The sequence below is a fragment of the Alteromonas aquimaris genome, assembly GCF_026183695.1.
GTDB lineage: Bacteria > Pseudomonadota > Gammaproteobacteria > Enterobacterales > Alteromonadaceae > Alteromonas > Alteromonas aquimaris.
The window spans coordinates 515,744-533,582 of the sequence record NZ_JAPFRD010000005.1; the positions used below are offsets into that span (position 1 = coordinate 515,744).

Below are 17,839 nucleotides of genomic sequence, written 5' to 3' on the forward strand. Positions count from 1 at the left end.
TCCAAGGCGCTAAGCACGTATACTGTTATTTCTTACTTTTCACTATTAGAAGAAAACAAAAAGCTACTCGTGTCAACCGATAATTTGCGTAAACAGTTAAAAATTGATCTTCATAGTCATACTCAGTTTTCTGATGGACACCTTACGCCTGAAGAATTAGTTACGCGTGCGCATACTATGCAAATAGATGTTCTGGCTATTACCGATCATGACACAGTTGCCGCACTTGATAGTGCGCGAAAGTTCCAATCCACGCAGAAGCGTCAACTTACCATTGTGGATGGGGTAGAAATATCCTGTAGCTGGCATGGGTTTGATATTCATGTGGTAGGTCTTAATTTCGATCGGACGCACCCTGATTTACAACGTTTTTTGACGAACCAAGCGGTCATTCGTCGGGAACGTGCATTCAAAATAGGTGAGAAGTTAGCAAAGTGTGGTTTTGAAGGTGTAACAGAGAAAGCCTTGATTCTAGCAGGACGAGGCCAGGTCACCCGCGCACATTTTGCCAGAGTGTTGGTCGCTGATTTTCAAATAGCCTCAATCGATACCGTGTTTAAAAAGTATTTGGGTAAAGGGAAACGGGCTTTTTATAAAGCTCGCTGGCCCGAAATCGCACAAGCCGTCGACGTGATTCATCGAGCGGGTGGCCAGGCTGTATTAGCTCATCCCGCCCATTATGATATGACGACTAAATGGTTACGTAGATTAGTACATGATTTTAGCGAAGCTCAGGGAGATGCTATAGAAACGGCATCACCTGGGATCTCCGCAGACAAACGCCGAATCATTCATGAGTTAGTAAAAGAACACCATTTACTGGCGTCCGCTGGCTCAGATTTTCACTTTCCTTCGCGATGGACGGAGCTGGGAAGGAATCTACTCATTGATGACGCGTTAACGCCAATCTGGCATAATTGGAACATTACCCACTCTGGATAATCTTATGAGTCAGTATTTTGTAATTCACCCTGATAACCCTCAGCAACGCTTAATTAATCAAGCCTGTGACCTTATTCGGCAAGGTGAGGTGGTGGTCTACCCTACCGACTCAGGATATGCAATAGGTTGTCAGATGGATGATAAAAAAGCCCTGGACAAACTTTGCATGGTTAGACGCATTGATATCGAACACCAGTTTACCTTGATGTGTCGAGATATGTCTGAATTGTCAGTATATGCAAAGGTGGATAACACGGTTTTCCGACTGGTGAAGAACAACACCCCTGGGCCTTACACGTTTATTCTCAAAGCAACACGGGAAGTGCCGAAACGTCTGCAGAACCCCAAACGCAAAACTATTGGTATGCGCGTTCCCAGTAACAATATTGCCCAGCGTCTGCTTGAAGCGCTTGACGAGCCCATGATGTCGACATCGCTGATATTACCCGGGGAAACGATGGCCGAGTCTGATCCTGAAGAAATACGTTCTAAGCTGGAGAAACGCGTAGGACTTATAATTGACGGTGGCAGTCTCGGTGAACAACCTACCACTGTGGTAGATTTATCAGAAGATGAACCTGTTATTGTGCGAGAAGGGGCAGGGGATACGTCGCCGTTTCTATGAGTGAGTATGCGTCGGACGAACAGGTCCAGGAAGTGACGCCAGAGCAGGCGCCGTCCTTATCTGAACCGGTACAGCAACCATTGCCGTTGGCATTTATTAACGGTGAAGCGTTAATAGAGAAACCGCAGGATTTATACATACCGCCTGACGCTCTTGAGGTCATTCTTGAAGCGTTTGAAGGTCCGCTAGATTTACTGCTTTACCTTATCCGCAAACAAAAGTTCGACATCACCACGTTACCTGTTGCTCAGATTACCAGCCAGTATATGGAATACGTAGAAGTGATGAAATCAGTCAAGCTGGAATTGGCTGCTGAATATTTGTTAATGGCCGCTATTCTGGCGGAAATAAAATCCAGACTTCTGTTACCGCGTCGAGCCGACGACAATGAAGATGAAGAGGATCCGCGTGCAGAGTTAATTCGGCGCTTAAAAGAATATGAAGTGGTGAAAAAGGCCGCTCAGGAATTGGACGAGCAGCCACGCCTGGAAAGAGATATATTTTTATGTGAGGTGATGCTGGATGATGCGGTGCAGCCCATCAAAATTTCACCGAGCGTAAGTCTGCAGGAGCTCGTACTGGCTTTTAGTCATGCAGTAAAACGTGCAGCAGCGTTCGAGCACCATACCATAGAGCGCGAATCTTTAAGCACGCGAGAACGCATGGCGGCAATTTTAGCATCCTTGTGCGAACACGAATTTAGCCCTCTGGAAAGATTGTTTACGGTTAACGAGGGTAAACCCGGGGTAGTGGTGTCTTTTCTGGCTATTTTAGAGCTGGTTAAAGAGCAGTTAATCATTTGCATTCAGGCAGGGCCTTACAGCAAGATTCATGTTAAATTAGGCAGCCATGAAAAAGATTAATCACCAGCAATTAAAACAGCTTGTTGAAGCAACCATATTTGTTGCTCAAAAGCCGGTTTCAGAAAGCTTGTTAAGGGACACTGTACTGTCAGGATTCTCGGTGAGTGATCGTGCCTTAAGCAAAGTATTAAAAGAGCTTCATTTGGATTATCAGCCGCGTGGTATCCAACTGGTTAAAGTTGCAGGGGGTTATCGTTTTCAGTCATTGGACAGTCTAAGTCCTTTCTTAAGTCTTTTATGGCAAGAAAGTGCTCCCAAGTACTCACGGGCAATGATGGAAACGCTAGCACTGATTGCGTACCGTCAGCCCATAACCCGGGGTGAAATTGAGCAAATACGTGGTGTAGCAGTCAGCAGTAATATAATGAGAACCCTGACCGAAAGAGGTTGGGTGCGCAGTGTTGGTCACAAAGAAGTGCCCGGTCGTCCGGCGCTATACGCTACGACCACCGCCTTTTTAGATTATTTTTCATTAGCTTCGTTGGCAGAGCTGCCATCTGCTGACGCATTTGATGCCCTGGCCCAGCAGCATACTGATCAGGGCAAAGCGAATCACGTATTAACAGAGGCGACGTAGAACAGCATTCTTATCGTCTTCATTATTTTGAATAAAGAGCCAAATCATCAATGAGCGAAAAATTACAAAAAGTTCTGGCAAATCAAGGTTTAGGGTCCCGTCGGGAGATGGAGCGCTGGATCGACGAAGGGCGGGTGTCAGTAGATGGTAAAGTAGCCAGCCTGGGAGATCGGGTAGAAGCTACTGCACAAATTCGAGTGGATGGACACCTGTTGTCGCGCCAGACTGAGAAACCTGTTTGTCGGGTGTTAATGTACAACAAACCGGAAGGTGAAATTTGTACGCGTCATGATGAAGAGGGTCGAGCAACCGTTTTTGAACGCTTACCTACTATCCGCCTTGGCCGCTGGATAGCGGTGGGCCGTTTAGATATTAACACGAGTGGTTTATTGCTGTTTACCAATGATGGTGAATTGGCCAATCGCCTGATGCATCCCAAATGCGAAGTGGAAAGAGAATATGCGGTACGGGTTTTTGGAGAGGTCAGCCAGGAAACGTTAAATACCCTTCAGAAAGGGGTGCAGCTAGAAGACGGAGAAGCGAAGTTTACCAGCATCAAGGCGCGTCCGTCTGATGAAGACAGTATGAACCACTGGTATAACGTCACATTATCAGAGGGTAAAAATCGTGAGGTGCGACGTTTATGGGAGTCGCAAGGGGCACAAGTTAGCAGACTTATTCGGGTTAAATACGGCACCATAGAATTACAAAAGCGACTGCCGCAGGGTGCATGGGTAGAATTGCCTTTGGATGAAGTCAACTCGCTGCGTAAGTTAGTTCAGCTTCCTGACGAAAAAGACAGCCTGGTAGATGCACGTCAGAACAAGCTTGATCACGCGCGCCTTAGCCGGATGCGTCGTTCAGTCAAAAAGCACCGTACTCGCAACGCAGAAGGCAAGACGAAACAAGCCGCCAAGGCCTTCGAGCACACCACAACGCCTCGTAAAAACGATAAAAAGAGAAGAAAACCACGCTAAATAACTCGTAGAACCTTCGCGGGTTTCTTACTTTATTTAAAGGATTTAATTTTGCAATATCTCGAAGCCCAGCTTGCCTTCATACGGGAACTGGATCTACTTAAAGGCGTTCATCGTCAAGCGCTAATCAAATGCGATAGCAACCGCCAGGAAAATAGTGCTGAACACAGTTGGCATATTGCGCTTACCGCTATCGTACTGCAAGAGTATGCTGAAGAAGAAATTGATATCAACCGTGTGGTGCAAATGCTGCTAATTCATGACGTGGTAGAAATTGATGCGGGTGATACGTTTGCTTTCGCTGATATAGCTGACTTGAATGCACAAGAAGAGAAAGAGCTTAACGCTGCCCACCGCATTTTCGGTTTATTACCTGAAGCACTGTCGCAAACAATGCTTAGCTTATGGCTGGAGTTTGAAAAAGCGGAAACTGCTGACGGTCGTTTCGCCAAAGCCATCGATCGTATTCTGCCGTTAATACAGAATGTGCAGAATGAAGGGGGCAGTTGGGCAAAACATCAAATCAAAAAATCGCAAGTGCTTGCCAGAAATCAGTATTTGAAAGATCTGGCCCCCAAGCTGTGGGACTACGCTCAACAACAAATAAATATCGCTATGAATAAAGGATGGATAACGGAGTAGTTGACCTGACGCCTCAATCAGCATCTGAATTTAAAAAGTAGAAGCGTATTTAGGCGTCAGTAGGATAAGTGACAGGCCAAAGTGGGTAGCATTCGGGTTTTATTGAGTAAGTTTTTATTTAATCGCTAGGTAGACAAGTCCTGTTACTAAGAAAATCATGGCTTCTTTTAATGGCAATAATCTCTTGCCGATAGCGGTCTAAAAAGTCGTTAAACTTTTTAAGAATATCCTGGTGACGTATAGTCGACATATGATAGCTAAATTGTGTTTGCGGAATGCGTCTGGAGATTTTGACGTTACTCTGATCGTACCCCAGCTCTTTAACCTGATATTGAATAGCGCTATATTCAACATTTAAACCATCGACCATTTCGTTCATCAGCATCCTGGTAAGCACTTTTAAGGAAGCGTCAGAAATGAGCTCGACCTCGCCCTTCTCTATACTTTTTCGCCAGCGTCGAGAAGGTGTGAATCCATGTAAAATACCAATGCTTTTTATTGCACTTTGGCTCTTATCTATATTTTTTGCCAGCACCACCGTAGATTCGCAAAGAAGTAACACTGGAGCGCTATAAATGAGTTCAGGTTGCAGCGATTGTGACCACACAGGGTGATCTGGGATACGCAAGTCGATATTCCCCTCGTCAAACCAGGCGGTAAAGCGATGTATAGGGAGAGGGATAAATTCAATATTTATTCCTTCCGTACGTGCAAACAGATTTAAAATACTCGCCAGAACACCCTTGTTTTCGCGAGCTTGAAAGTTCTGTAAAGGGTAATAAGATACGTCCTCGACCCCAATGCGATAAATAGGTTTTATCTCGGCTTTGACAGTACCCACCAGCACAAGATGGCTAATCAATATAAAAATCAGTTTTTTGCGCACGAACATAGGGTGAGGACGGCTCCTTCACGACGGGATTAAAAATAGCGTGGATCTCATCAGACTACATCGACGTAGCATTCTTTACATCTAATATAGCTCATTATTTCGTTAACAACATAGAAGGGCTAAATGGAAGCAATGCTATCGGACGACGTGTGAACGTTTAGTCTCAAAAGCCACTACGCCAGACAACTTGTGCTGTACGCAGGGGAGGTTGGCTACAGGCATAATGATACTGCCTCAATGGCTCTTGCATGGCTTAGAGATTAAAAAATATATAGTATACCTTCATCCATCGACAGAGCACATTTGCAACATAACTATAATTCCCATGCAATTGACCTTAGTTCTAAAGATGTTGCAAGGATAAATGAATTGGATAACGGAAAGCGTATAGTCGACCCAGATTTTGTTTCTGGGGGGATTAAATCAGGTTGGGATTAGTGGGGTGAGTTATTGACCTTATAAGGAACGCAGGTTGGATCAATCAGTAAGAGAAATTGCACTAAAAAAGTCTAAACGTAGAGCGCTGGGATGGTTAATCGGTGCTGCCAGCTTGTTTCTTTTAACCAGTGTATTGAAACAATCCGCTATCGCTACAGAATTCGGGTTTGTCATCGGTCTGATAAAAATGTCCAGTGAAGCAGCACTCGTTGGCGGGTTAGCAGACTGGTTTGCAGTCACGGCACTGTTTAAACCCATCCCTTCGCGCTGGCCAATTCCCCACACCAACATTGTGGCAAATAACAAGGCAGTTATCGCCGAAAATTTATCTGCGTTTGTTAAGGAGAAGTTTTTTAACCCGCAAGCGATAGAAACGCTTATCGCGGACAGTCAACCTGCTCAAGGAGCGGCACGTTGGTTAATTGTTGAAGCCAATGCCGCCAAAATCAGCCGGTATGTGAGCGATATGGTAGCCGGAATGTTAAATGTAATTGATGACAAACCTATTCAAGCATTTTTAATTGCGGGTTTTAAACGGGCTATTTATCGGGTGGACTTAGGCCCCCTCGCCAGTGGTACGTTAAACGTCTTAACTCGCGATGATCGTCATCAGGAAATTCTCGACCAGGTTATTAATCGTATTGCGACGGTTTGTGAGCACCCTGAAACACAAGCTATGATTGCGCTTAAACTCCATGACTGGATGCGCACGGAGCATCGACGATTAGAAAAATTTTTACCCTCTACCTGGCTGAGCGAAAAAGGGGCCAATGTGGCGGTTAAGGCTATTTCCAGTATGATAATGGATATTAACGACGATCCCCAACATCCAGTGCGTATCGCATTTGATAATTATCTTCACGAATATATCGAGCGAGTTCGTAATGAGCCTGAACTAGCACATAAGCTAGATGAAATGCGGGTCAAGCTGTTAGAAAACCCTTCACTGCATAAGTACCTAACCAAGGTTTGGATGGACTTGAATAGTCGTATTAAACAAGATCTAAGTGAGCATGATGGACATTTTCGCACACACTTATCGGGCGCATTAAATAACCTGGGCAAAGCTATTGATAAGGACACGAAACTCGCCGCTTCCATCAATAGTCATATAGCAGAAGCCGGGCGTTATATGGCGCCAGAACTGGCCGAATTTCTTACAGACCACATCCAGCGTACTATCGAAAGTTGGGATGAACGCGATATGGCTTTTCAAATTGAGTTGAATATAGGACGCGACTTACAAAAAGTGCGCATTAATGGAACCTTAGTAGGAGGATTTATCGGTGCGCTGTTATTTCTTATTGAGGTAACTATTGAAAATTTTTACTAAACAAAATCAAGCAGGCGTCCCACCAAAGCGGGACGCAGCTGTGATGATAATGCAATCCCCTATATCCGCTCGCCAAACGACACATCGCAAGGCGGTATTAAAGGGTGAGAATTTAAGGGTACTAATGTGATCACGGAAATGTGTGAAACTTGGTCTTTTAGTTTTGCCTGTTTCACTTCAAAGTAAAAATTTTTGAACTGATTAGTTCCTTGCAGTACAAGGTAGGGGAACTCCGTGACTCGCCACAACCCGTTGATTTTCTGCCTAGTGCCGGCATCTGTAACTAATCTAAATCTACCGGAATGACTGAGCGTCAACGAAAAGTTTTTGGCGCAATTTTCACTTTTATATTCATGTGCCAAAGCGGCAGGTAACGTATCTGAAAACGGATCAACACCGGTTGGGATGGGGTAAAATCCAATATTGTTTTTGGTATACCAATGCTTCCCTTCTACTAGTGCACTAGACCTTGATAAGGGATATCCGGCAATCGGCAAAATCGCATGGAGGGTAGTGAGGGCTTCCGGATCCGTTAGCAATGGTGAAAAAACGAGTGTCGTGTCAGTAATGCTCAGTGGAAAAGGGTGCTCACTGAGTTTAACTTTAAAGTTATGTCGTTCGAGTAAGGCCACCAGGTCCGTTTGTTGTGTAGTATTAAGATAACGGGAAATCAGATGGATAATGGTGGTAGAACAGGCCGATAAGAATATTAAAGTTAAAATGAGTAGAATCGATTTTGATAACATACTTCAGTCCATAAACTATAATTACAAACGTAATCCTAATTTTGATTACGTTTGTAGTCAAATTGGTGCTAGTGAGTTGTCTGGCTTAAATTAAACAACCCATCCTAGCCCTGGTTTATATCAATTCGCATGAATATTCGAGCAGCATAGAGATTGTGGCAGGTATCGAGTCAATGGCATTGGGGAAAGGTGAAAGATACAAGGCGTTTTGAGCCGATACAACGTTGAACAGATAGCCGCCTCTATTTTCCTTTAGACGCGGTTTCTACACTTTTCAAAGGCACCAATTGCGTTCGATTTAAACCCCCTAAACCTTCACACAATTGGCTTATCATAAGTGTAAAAATTCACGCACTGAGTGAGCAAACATCAGCGCGGATTGTATTACTCACCAGCATAGAGGTAACGGACTTTCGCCTTAAGCGAATCGTTATCCAACTCTAATTTTACTTTTCGGTATAATTTAATTTCACCCTCCACGGAGCTGTCTGCACTTATCTTCAAGACGGGAATAGTGTGGTGGTCTATCCAGCTATTGTTATCACGTGCTTGCCAGATAATATTACCTTTAATAGTAGTTCCGTCAGTTAATTCGATAGTGCCATTGTGAGTGACGAGATTTCTACCAACTCTAGCAGCAATCAGTGTAATGTCACCATTGACTGTCTCGATATCACCTCGAATATCTGCACCGGATTTAAGTAAAACATCTCCATTAACGGTAGTGATATCCCCTTCTACATGAAGGTTTACCCCTGCCTCGATATTGCCATTTACAACGCTGGCGTCTTTAACACTGACATTATCGCCCATCTCAATGCCACCGTTAACCGTGTCCACATCTTTTGCTATTACATTGTCTTCTAATTCTATACCACCGTTTACCGTTGACAGGTCACCAACGGTATGGCCGGCATCGATATCGATGCCTCCCAATACTGTGCTAACGTCGCTGCCAGGTTTTTCGCGATAATCGCCCCCGACGTGGATAATACACCCGCTTAACATAGCGGAAACGACGAGAGGAATAACTAATTTAGACTGCATAATACTTCCTGATTGTTTTTAACATACAAATGATATTTGGATGTGAGCAGCTAGTGTGCCAAAGCTTTTATTGGTTTTAAATCAATGCATTAGGTGTGCGTGGAAGGAACTTGCGAAAGGCGGGGTGGCCTAAAAACCGAATTAATGGTAATTCAGGCCAACTATGGTTAATTATTCATCTAGAGGGGTATTAAAATCTTCTGAGAGTTCAAAATCACCTTCTACGGTCGAAACTTTATCTTCTTCAAAATTGATAATAAGACGTTTTTGAAAGTCTTCACCCCGTTTGCTCATACCTCGTTTCATATCATAAACATAATACCAGGTATCGTGATTAAACGAGTCTTTAACTACTGGGCGTCCTAAAACATAAATGACCTGCTCCTTAGACATCCCCACTCGCAATTTTTTTACATCTTTTTCTTCAAGAAAATTACCCTGAGGCACATCGATTCGATATATCCAGTCAGTACAGCCTGCCAGGCCACATATAAAGGTAATAATAAACAGTGATTGTAACAACTTCATGATATACAGATCCGCGGACTAGCCTTATCGTTAATTTTGTTATTTAGCGGGGAAGCATGCTACCCCTTACGCTAGGACCAATCAACTGCTTATTAGTTCGATTCTACACTTTTCAACAATTCTCTGGCATTGGCTAATGCAGAATCAGTTACTTTGTCTCCCGCTAACAGTCGAGCTAATTCATCAACACGATCCTGTTTCGTTAAAGGAAGGATACGCGTTTCTGTCTGATTTTTGGTACTCACTTTGGTCACAAAAAGTTGATTATGAGCCTGTGCTGCAACTTGAGGTAGATGGGTTACGCACATCACCTGCGATTTTGCACCTAACTGGCGCAGTGAATTTCCCACAATTGACGCAGTAGGCCCGCTGATACCCGTATCGACTTCATCAAAAATCATAGTCGGTGTGACGTGACTATCCTGAGCAATAACTTGAACGGCTAAACCTATTCGTGAAAGCTCTCCACCAGAAACCACTTTTTCCAGTTTTTCCAAGGGCTGACCCGGATTGGTGGCAACTTTAAATGACACGTCATTCGTACCATTTAATGCAGGGCGACTGTCTTCGCGGTTGATAATTTCAATATTCACTTTCGCATGCGGCATGTTCATTTGCTGAATTTGCCTTTCAACCTGCGTACTTAGTAGCTTAGCGGCTTTCTTACGCGACACGGAAAGTAGGTTAGCCTGGGCAAAATAATGAGCTCTTGCTTCTTCTACTTGCTGTTGCATACCTTCTAATTTGGACTCATCGTCTTGCAGACCCTTAAGTTCGGATAAGATAGTTTGATGATGAACATATAGGTCTTCGGGGGCGACCGCATGCTTGCGAGATAATTCCATCACTTTCGCAAATCGCGCTTCAATTTCTTGAATGGCCTCAGGATCTAAATCAAATTTATCGCAGTAGCGGCGTAATTCTTTTGCCGCCTCTTCGACCTGAATGGATGCTTCGGTAAGCATGGAAACAATAGGCGAAAGCGTAGCATCACTCTCTTGCAATTGCTCCAGCCCGTCAAGCGCGCTTTGGATCATTGCGAACGCATTTGCGTCATCGCTTTCATACAGCGCAAACACACCGTGCTGCGCCTCTTCAAGCAGTGTCTGACTGTTACTTACCCTTTTATGTTCTATCTCAAGCGTGGCGAACTCATCGTCGGCCAAACCCAACTCATCTAATTCTGCAACTTGATAAGCCAATAATTGTTGACGATCTGCGCGAGTCTGAGCCTCATCTTTTAACCTGGAATACTCAGACGTAACCGCCTGCCATTCTCGAAACGCTTGTTTTACGGCGGTCAAAAGATGTTCATGTTTGGCAAAACTGTCTACTAAGTAACGTTGATGATCTTCCTTCAACATTTGCAGGTGGGCATTCTGGCCGTGTATGGATATGAAATACAACCCTAGTTGCTTGAGTTGCTGCAAAGAAACAGGCGATCCGTTGATAAATGCTTTTGAACGGCCTTCACGGGAAATCACGCGGCGAATAAAGCATCCATCACTTTCATCTTCAGAAAGTAATTCGAGCTCATCTAGCCAATCAATCGCCGCCTGGTTATCTTTGAGCGAAAAATGAGCGACTATCTCCGCCTTTTCAGCGCCACTACGTACCGTATTCGCATCAGCACGACCACCTAAACACAAGCTTAATGCGTCTATAGCAATAGATTTACCTGCACCGGTCTCGCCGGTGATAGCTGTCATACCTTGCTCAAAGCTTACTGACAGCTGTTTTACTATAGCGAAATTTTTAACGGAAAGATGAACTAACATATACTCACAATACTTTATAAATATACAGTGCATGTAAATATATACAGTGTGGAGTGATTGTAAAGTTTTTTTTGAGCTATTTACACCTAAGCTAAGGGTAAATAAGCTACCAGCTACATCTTGCCAAAGTAAAAAACTATGTGGAGTAATTCGAAGCTCCGTTATCAATAGTTCAACATTATCATTTGAACCGGGTACTGCATATCAATATTCGAACCTGAACTATCATCTGGCCGCAATGATGATCAAGAATGTAACTGGTAAAAGTTATGCGATGGCGATAAATGAATTGGTCTTTGAACTAAAAGAAATCGCCCTGGGAGTCGACAAATTAAATCGCAGTAGAAGCCAACTTGAATAAGCTATGTAAAAAACTCTTATACCTGAGTTGGTAAGACATATCAGAAGGAGGGCCAAAGAGTATCTCCCCCTTCTTCCATGTATCCATTACAGACTAAAGTTTTAACAACATCTTTCCGGTATTTTTACCTTCAAACAGCATATTGAGCCCCGTTACTGCATTTTCTAACCCGGTAACGGTGTGGGCGCGGTATTTTATCTTTCCTTGTTGAACATAGGGGGTTAGCTTTTCAAGTATTTTTGGAATTTCATCCCAGTGGTCCGGCATCGCAAATCCGCGGATTGCAATACGTTTTTTAATCAAGGGGATCCAGTTCGGGCCAGGGGACGGTTTTTCAGCCTGGTAGTCTGCAATCATGCCACATACCACTATGCGACCATGAGCATTCATGCGGTTAAATATATGCTGTTGGATCGGGCCTCCTGTATTTTCAAAAAACACATCTACTTTATCGGGAGTTAATTCTTCAAGCTTGGCTGCCAGGTCATCCTTCTTGTAGTTGATTGCGCCATCAAAACCTAATTCGTTTACTATCCAGTCAGCTTTTGCATCCGAGCCAACCACACCGACGACATGCAAACCATCTGCTTTGGCAAGTTGTCCAACGATTGAGCCAACAGAACCAGCAGCACCAGTAACAACAAGTGTTTCACCTTCTTTAGGCTTACCGAAATTATATAAACCTGTGGTAGCGGTTAAACCTGGCAGGGCAAAAACACATAATGCCATTTCCTCACTCACCCCAGCTTGCAGCTTATTAAAGCCCTGGCCGTCACTGATAAGGTATTCCTGCCAGCCAGTCATACCCATCACCTTGTCACCAACCTTAAAGTCGGGATGATTAGATTCGACAACTTCACCAACCCCGCTTGAACGCATAACTTCGCCTATTTCGACAGGCGGGATATAGCTTTCGCGGTCGTCACTCATCCAGCCGAGCATGGCGGGATCCAACGACATATAAGTTTGTTTAATAAGTATTTCGCCGTCACCAGGTGTGGGTATAGGCTGTTCTTTTTGGGCAAACAAATGCGCCCCAATTTTGCCGTCTTGCGGGCGTTGGGCTAAGACAAGTTTCTTATAGTTTGACACAGACAATGACCTTACTAGTTGTTATGAGTGATAAAGACGTGGGGATAATACTTAACGATGCAAGATTAAAATTTCTCCATTCGTCGGATTAATAAGTATGCGCCATGATTTCATTAATACCGCATCACGTTGTATACCCCTAATTCGACCCCGAACACAACCTGCTACGTGAGCACAAAGAAAAGTCTCAGAACTTACATCTCCCGGCGCGACAATATCCGCCTCAGTTATTAACCCTTGAAAGGCGTCTTCTACGGCCGATTCGAAGAGCGCAATGTTGCTTTTCGGGCTATCGCCAGGCTAGTTACGAACGTCTGATTTGATTTGTTTCTCATAACTAAATTAATCGATAATTAGTTGAAATGACACATAGCTTATAAGTGGTACAAAATAGTCCTAATATTCCTGCTCACGAAGCATTTAATTGACAGCAATTTTTCCCTTGCTATTTTTCAGAAAACTTTGGAGGATAAGGAAGATTAGAGCATTGAAGCTTTATAAAGACGTATAAAAGCAAAAAGGAAACGTCATGTCGCATTCTCCAGATCTGGCTCTATTGCTCGAAAAATCACAAGCGGGTGACCGGGAAGCTTGGAAAAACCTTCTTGAAATTGTTTATCCCTCAATGAAAAAAATTATTGCCAACAGAATCAAGCCTTATAGAGACCAAATTACAATTGATACCACAGATCTGGCCCACGATGTTTATCTTGAATTTGATAAACAACGATCTTTTTCATGGCACAATCGTGAGCACTTTTTTTCAGTACTAGCAAGGGTTTCACGCAGAGTTGTCATCGATTATCTGCGTTCAAGAAGCTGCGAAAAAAGGGGGGCGGGGGTTAACCTTGTACCAGTTGATGAAGATAGCCTCCCATTTAATAACAGTGACAAAGAACTCTGGCTAACAATTAATCGGCTGCTTGAAAGTTTAGGAAATGTAGATCCGGAAATTGTGGAGCTTACTGAATTAAGGTATTTCGCTGGTTTCTCACTGGAAGAAATAGCTGGAATAAAAAAATTGTCGGTAAGTACCATTAAACGGCAATGGCGATTCGCTCGAGCGTGGCTTAATCAACAGTTAGATGAAGAAATTAAGTATGCTTGATGAGAACTACGAAAGCGCAAAGACTATTTTCTTAGAATATTTAGAATTAAACGAAAAGAAAAGCCTGTCATGGCTAATAGGTCGTTGTGGGCTAAATACCCCCCTGTTCAATACGGTAATGGCATTGATTAAACAAGATGCGACCGAAGAAGCGGTGGCTTTATCACCCATTTGTGAGTCAATATTGGAATCCAGTCTGCTAGCTAGTTATCAGGCGAGTTACGGAAATTACCGCGTAAAAGAATTGATTGGTCAGGGAGGTATGGGAAATGTATTTCTCGGCGAACGTGATGATGGTGAATTTACAAAAAAAGTTGCGATTAAAGTAGGACAGTTTCGTCTTCAAACAGAGCATCACCGTGCTCGTTTTTTACTGGAAAGACAAACGCTAGCCGATCTTGAACATACAGCAATCTGTCGATTGTTAGACGGGGGAACGACGGATAAAGGTAATCCCTATATTGTGATGGAATACATTGATGGCGTACCAATCACTCAGTTTTGTACTGAAAATAGACTGTTAATTCACGACCGCCTAAAACTTTTTATAAAAGTGTGCGAGGGGGTTCAATATGCTCACTCCCACTCAGTTATCCACCGCGATATAAAACCGGATAATATTTTAGTTACGAAAGAAGGCGATCCAAAATTGATAGACTTTGGGGTTGTCCGATTAATCACAAATACTGATGAGGTGTTTGTGAAAGAGGTCCACGATACAACTAATATTTATACTCCAGCCTATGCAAGCCCAGAACAACTATTGGGGAAAAAACTCACTACGGCTACTGATATCTATTCACTTGGTATTGTTTTATACACCCTATTAACAGGGAACAAACCATTTCCCCATACAACACTTTCTCCGGCAGATATTGAGAAAACGCGCTTAGCGCCCCCTGCGCCTATAATGGAATCAAGGAATAAGAGTGATAATTGGCTAGCTCTTTTGGATAAGGGCGAGCGTTTGAACGATCTTCAAGCTATCGTGAATAAAGCTATGTCTTACGATATTCACGGGCGTTACGAAACCATTGCGCAATTCACAAACGACATAAAATGCTTTTTGAATGATAAACCTGTGTCGGCGATAAAATCAGGGTTATTACATCGGTCAGTTCTTTGGCAACGACGGCATAAGTTTGCCAGTTTAATGATTGTTTTTTGTTCTATTTTAATCGTTTCCTCAATAACGCTCTTGGGTTATAAGAACGAACAGTTGGCATATGAGAGAGATATTGCTAAGAGTGAATCGCAAAGAGCGGAAGCAATAAACGAACTTCTTCTTAAAGCGTTTAAACAGGTTGATCCATATAATGCTAATGGGCAGATAATATCGGCTAAGGATGTATTAAAACTGGCGAGTGCTGAAGTCATGACGCTCAATGAAAAGGCCCCCCACCTTCAACTTGCCTTGCATAAAAGTATTGGTGAGGTTTACTTAAATTTGTCCAGTTATAAAGAAGCAAGGTGGCATCTTTCAAGAGCGATGGCCAACATAAGTGAACAAGCAACGTACCGAGGTGTACAGGAACACATTTTAATGGGTACTGTGGAGTTGGGGTTAGGTAACTTAGAGTCCGCTACAGCCTATACTGAAAAAGCCTATCAGCGTATTCACCCTAGCGATTCACGCAAAAGTAGACTTCAGTTAGCTGATGTATATCACTTGCAAGGAAAAATTTTCCAGAAAAAAGCCCAGTGGAATGACTCTATCATGGCTTATCAGAAGGCTAAAAGCATTTACTCATCGTATGGTGATGCTAAAAGAAAATTGATTCGAAACAACGTTTTTCTTGCCGAAGCGCAAATTTACAACCGATCGTTTGAAGAGGCGGAAAAAGCTTTACTCATATTGCAGCAGCAATTTAAGCACGAGATGCGTACACTTTCTCCGGACTATGCCCAAATACAAGCAACCATAGGTCTTCTATATTGGTATCAGAATAGATGGGAAGAAGCAGAAAATTTATTCGCTGAACAATTAAACAGAGTGAAGTTACTTTATGGTGATTATTCAGATTTAAGAGTGAATACCGCTGCAATGATGGCGACGGTAAAACGCATGCTGAAAAAGATTGACGAATCACTTTTCTACCATGAGTTAGCTATTCACATAACAGAAAAGAAATATGGCGAACAGCATTTGAAAATGGCTGGGCTTCTAATTAATTATGGAAGTTTACTTGAGAAAAACGGAAAATTTAGTGAAGCCGAATCGACACTAGAGCGCGCTTTAGAATTGGCGAGAATAAATTATGGAGAGAATCACGATACTACGAATTATGCAAAATGGACCTTGGGTGTAGCAAAAGGTCGTCTTGGAAAATTGGAAGATTGTGTAATGTTATTGATTCAGGCAGAAAATTTTTTTCGAGGCAATTATGATTCAACTGAATACCCTATTGCCGAAATACAACAAGCAATAGGAATCGCCTATTTCTTTAGTAAAAAGTTACACGAAGCAGAACAATACTTACAGAAAAGCCAAAAAAATGTTGCGCGACGGGAGAACGCAAACGAGATTATCTTAAATGAAAATTTACGGTATTTGACTAAAATATATGAAACTCTTGGCAAGCAAGAAGAATCTGCTACTGCAAATCATCTAGTTGAACAGCTCTTGTGACTAAGTGAGCCCAGCTAGAAGCTGGGCCATACCAAACTATCTCTTCGTACCTGAGAAAACTCCCAATGTAGGGGAGTCATAAGTGACGCGATTTATGTAACCATCTTCATCGCGAGTAAACTCAACTGTTAACCCCGGAATCATTTTACTGAAAAATAAATTTGTCTGCTGTGGGTACATCTCAAAACTATTAAAACCGGTTATTTGTGCAACCAGCATATCGTCTTTTAGTTGCACTGACATCGCGACGCCTGGGAAGAAATCGTATGTACCAATGTAATCCTTTAATACCTCTTCAGGTAAATTAAGTGCTTTGATGTCACTAAACACATGCCGTAAGCCTTTATTAAAAGATGGGGCGACCATAGTATTATGGGCTTCCCCTTCAATTTCCCGATCTTCAATTAGCAAGTTCGTATAGCTCCGTGCCTCGATAGTATTTACAAAAGCGTAAAATGGCGCTTTTGTCGTTTCTACGGATTCAAGTTCTCCGACGCTAAGGAACAACTTGGTGTTTAAATCCGTATTTGAATAGGCATATTTCGCCTCTTCATTAAAGATCATATAATTGTCCCAGGCAAGGTAGGGTGAAGCTACGATATAGTTATCAAAGAGCGCCTGATGATTGAAAAGTGTATCCAATGCAAATAGTCCGCTAAGAGACCATGACACCAGCGTTTCGTGTTCAGTATTCACGTTCAGATTTTGATTGATGCGGGGCTTTAATTCGTTCAGCAACATCGCTCGAAAATTACCTGCGCCCCCAGAATTGGGGTACTCGACAACAGTTGTTGGAGAGTAATCGCGAATTCTTTTGGTTCCGTCCGAGTCAGCCCCCTCATATCCAATACCGACGATGATTGTATCCGGGAGCATCGAGTTGAAACTGGTCGCATGATCTAATGAGTGCACAAAATAGTCGGCGTCTAACAAGTAAAAAACTGGATATCCACCTTCTTTTTTCGCATCATAATTTTCTGGAAGAAGGATATAGATACTGAAAGTTTCATCAACATAATGAGATTCAAGTTTTCGCTCCATTGCGTCTGGAATAACCAGTTTCTTCTTGAAGTGTTTTAATTTATCGGATTTGTTTTGTAAAAGAGACTGCTGTGAGTGAGTATCAGCAACTGTATAGCCACTTGCAAAGATTATTAACGCTACTGCTAAAAATTTCATTTCAATTCCTCTGTTTGTAATAGGTAGTCAAACTTCTACCTACTGTTACTAAACGCGGAAAAGAAGAAAAAAACGGTTCAAA

17 protein-coding genes are annotated in these 17,839 nt (G+C 42.8%); 10 read left to right on the top strand and 7 right to left on the bottom strand.

Annotation, left to right across the window (positions count from 1 at the left end; genetic code table 11):
• Positions 1–69: 69 nt before the first annotated feature.
• From OPS25_RS05350 to OPS25_RS05375, 6 genes are read left to right on the top strand one after another with little or no spacing between them, the layout of a single operon-like run.
• Positions 70–942, top strand: a complete 873-nt coding sequence (locus OPS25_RS05350) for a PHP domain-containing protein (protein ID WP_265616604.1) — start codon at positions 70–72, stop codon at positions 940–942.
• Between the two features lie 4 nt (positions 943–946).
• Entirely contained in the window at positions 947–1,567 is a 621-nt protein-coding gene (locus tag OPS25_RS05355) for an L-threonylcarbamoyladenylate synthase (RefSeq protein WP_265616605.1), read from the top strand.
• Positions 1,564–2,430 (top strand): segregation and condensation protein A, encoded by an 867-nt coding sequence (locus OPS25_RS05360; protein ID WP_265616606.1) that lies wholly within the window; start codon positions 1,564–1,566, stop codon positions 2,428–2,430. The genes OPS25_RS05355 and OPS25_RS05360 overlap by 4 nt, the downstream gene beginning before the upstream one ends.
• On the top strand, positions 2,417–3,007 hold the full coding sequence (gene scpB, locus OPS25_RS05365; protein ID WP_265616607.1) for an SMC-Scp complex subunit ScpB: 591 nt from the start codon (positions 2,417–2,419) through the stop codon (positions 3,005–3,007). The genes OPS25_RS05360 and scpB overlap by 14 nt, the downstream gene beginning before the upstream one ends.
• Positions 3,008–3,057: 50 nt before the next feature.
• Complete coding sequence (rluB, locus tag OPS25_RS05370; protein ID WP_265616608.1) at positions 3,058–3,984, top strand: 23S rRNA pseudouridine(2605) synthase RluB; 927 nt, start codon at positions 3,058–3,060, stop codon at positions 3,982–3,984.
• 51 nt (positions 3,985–4,035) lie between these two features.
• A complete protein-coding gene (locus tag OPS25_RS05375) occupies positions 4,036–4,626 on the top strand; it encodes an HD domain-containing protein (RefSeq protein ID WP_265616609.1) in 591 nt (196 codons plus the stop codon).
• Between the two features lie 118 nt (positions 4,627–4,744).
• Here the strand turns inward: OPS25_RS05375 and OPS25_RS05380 are convergent, their stop codons facing one another.
• Complete coding sequence (locus OPS25_RS05380; protein ID WP_265616610.1) at positions 4,745–5,518, bottom strand: type 2 periplasmic-binding domain-containing protein; 774 nt, start codon at positions 5,516–5,518, stop codon at positions 4,745–4,747.
• A 472-nt stretch (positions 5,519–5,990) separates the two neighbouring features.
• Between OPS25_RS05380 and OPS25_RS05385 the strand changes: the two genes are divergently transcribed.
• Positions 5,991–7,289: a DUF445 domain-containing protein gene (locus tag OPS25_RS05385; protein WP_265616611.1), complete on the top strand. Its 1,299-nt coding sequence runs from the start codon at positions 5,991–5,993 to the stop codon at positions 7,287–7,289.
• A gap of 59 nt (positions 7,290–7,348) precedes the next feature.
• Here the strand turns inward: OPS25_RS05385 and OPS25_RS05390 are convergent, their stop codons facing one another.
• The 4 genes from OPS25_RS05390 to recN all read right to left on the bottom strand — a co-directional run bounded on the left by OPS25_RS05390 (position 7,349) and on the right by recN (position 11,388).
• Positions 7,349–8,035: a hypothetical protein gene (locus tag OPS25_RS05390; RefSeq protein ID WP_265616612.1), complete on the bottom strand. Its 687-nt coding sequence runs from the start codon at positions 8,033–8,035 to the stop codon at positions 7,349–7,351.
• A 384-nt stretch (positions 8,036–8,419) separates the two neighbouring features.
• Entirely contained in the window at positions 8,420–9,082 is a 663-nt protein-coding gene (locus tag OPS25_RS05395; RefSeq protein ID WP_265616613.1) for a DUF4097 family beta strand repeat-containing protein, read from the bottom strand.
• Positions 9,083–9,253: 171 nt separating this feature from the next.
• Positions 9,254–9,610, bottom strand: coding sequence for an outer membrane protein assembly factor BamE (locus OPS25_RS05400; RefSeq protein WP_265616614.1), 357 nt, complete (start codon positions 9,608–9,610; stop codon positions 9,254–9,256).
• Positions 9,611–9,702: 92 nt separating this feature from the next.
• On the bottom strand, positions 9,703–11,388 hold the full coding sequence (gene recN / locus OPS25_RS05405; protein ID WP_265616615.1) for a DNA repair protein RecN: 1,686 nt from the start codon (positions 11,386–11,388) through the stop codon (positions 9,703–9,705).
• 46 nt (positions 11,389–11,434) lie between these two features.
• On the opposite strand from recN, the gene OPS25_RS15970 reads away from it, so the two are divergent.
• A complete protein-coding gene (locus tag OPS25_RS15970) occupies positions 11,435–11,749 on the top strand; it encodes a serine hydrolase (protein ID WP_407080212.1) in 315 nt (104 codons plus the stop codon).
• Between the two features lie 93 nt (positions 11,750–11,842).
• Here OPS25_RS15970 and OPS25_RS05410 read toward each other — a convergent pair whose 3' ends face one another.
• Positions 11,843–12,841, bottom strand: coding sequence for an NADP-dependent oxidoreductase (locus OPS25_RS05410; protein WP_265616616.1), 999 nt, complete (start codon positions 12,839–12,841; stop codon positions 11,843–11,845).
• A gap of 529 nt (positions 12,842–13,370) precedes the next feature.
• On the opposite strand from OPS25_RS05410, the gene OPS25_RS05415 reads away from it, so the two are divergent.
• Positions 13,371–13,949, top strand: a complete 579-nt coding sequence (locus tag OPS25_RS05415) for an ECF-type sigma factor (RefSeq protein ID WP_265616617.1) — start codon at positions 13,371–13,373, stop codon at positions 13,947–13,949.
• Positions 13,942–16,578, top strand: a complete 2,637-nt coding sequence (locus OPS25_RS05420) for a serine/threonine-protein kinase (RefSeq protein ID WP_265616618.1) — start codon at positions 13,942–13,944, stop codon at positions 16,576–16,578. Before OPS25_RS05415 ends, OPS25_RS05420 begins: the two co-directional genes overlap by 8 nt.
• 36 nt (positions 16,579–16,614) lie before the next feature.
• On the opposite strand, the gene OPS25_RS05425 is transcribed toward OPS25_RS05420, so the two are convergent.
• On the bottom strand, positions 16,615–17,757 hold the full coding sequence (locus OPS25_RS05425; RefSeq protein ID WP_265616619.1) for an alpha/beta hydrolase-fold protein: 1,143 nt from the start codon (positions 17,755–17,757) through the stop codon (positions 16,615–16,617).
• Positions 17,758–17,839: the final 82 nt, after the last annotated feature.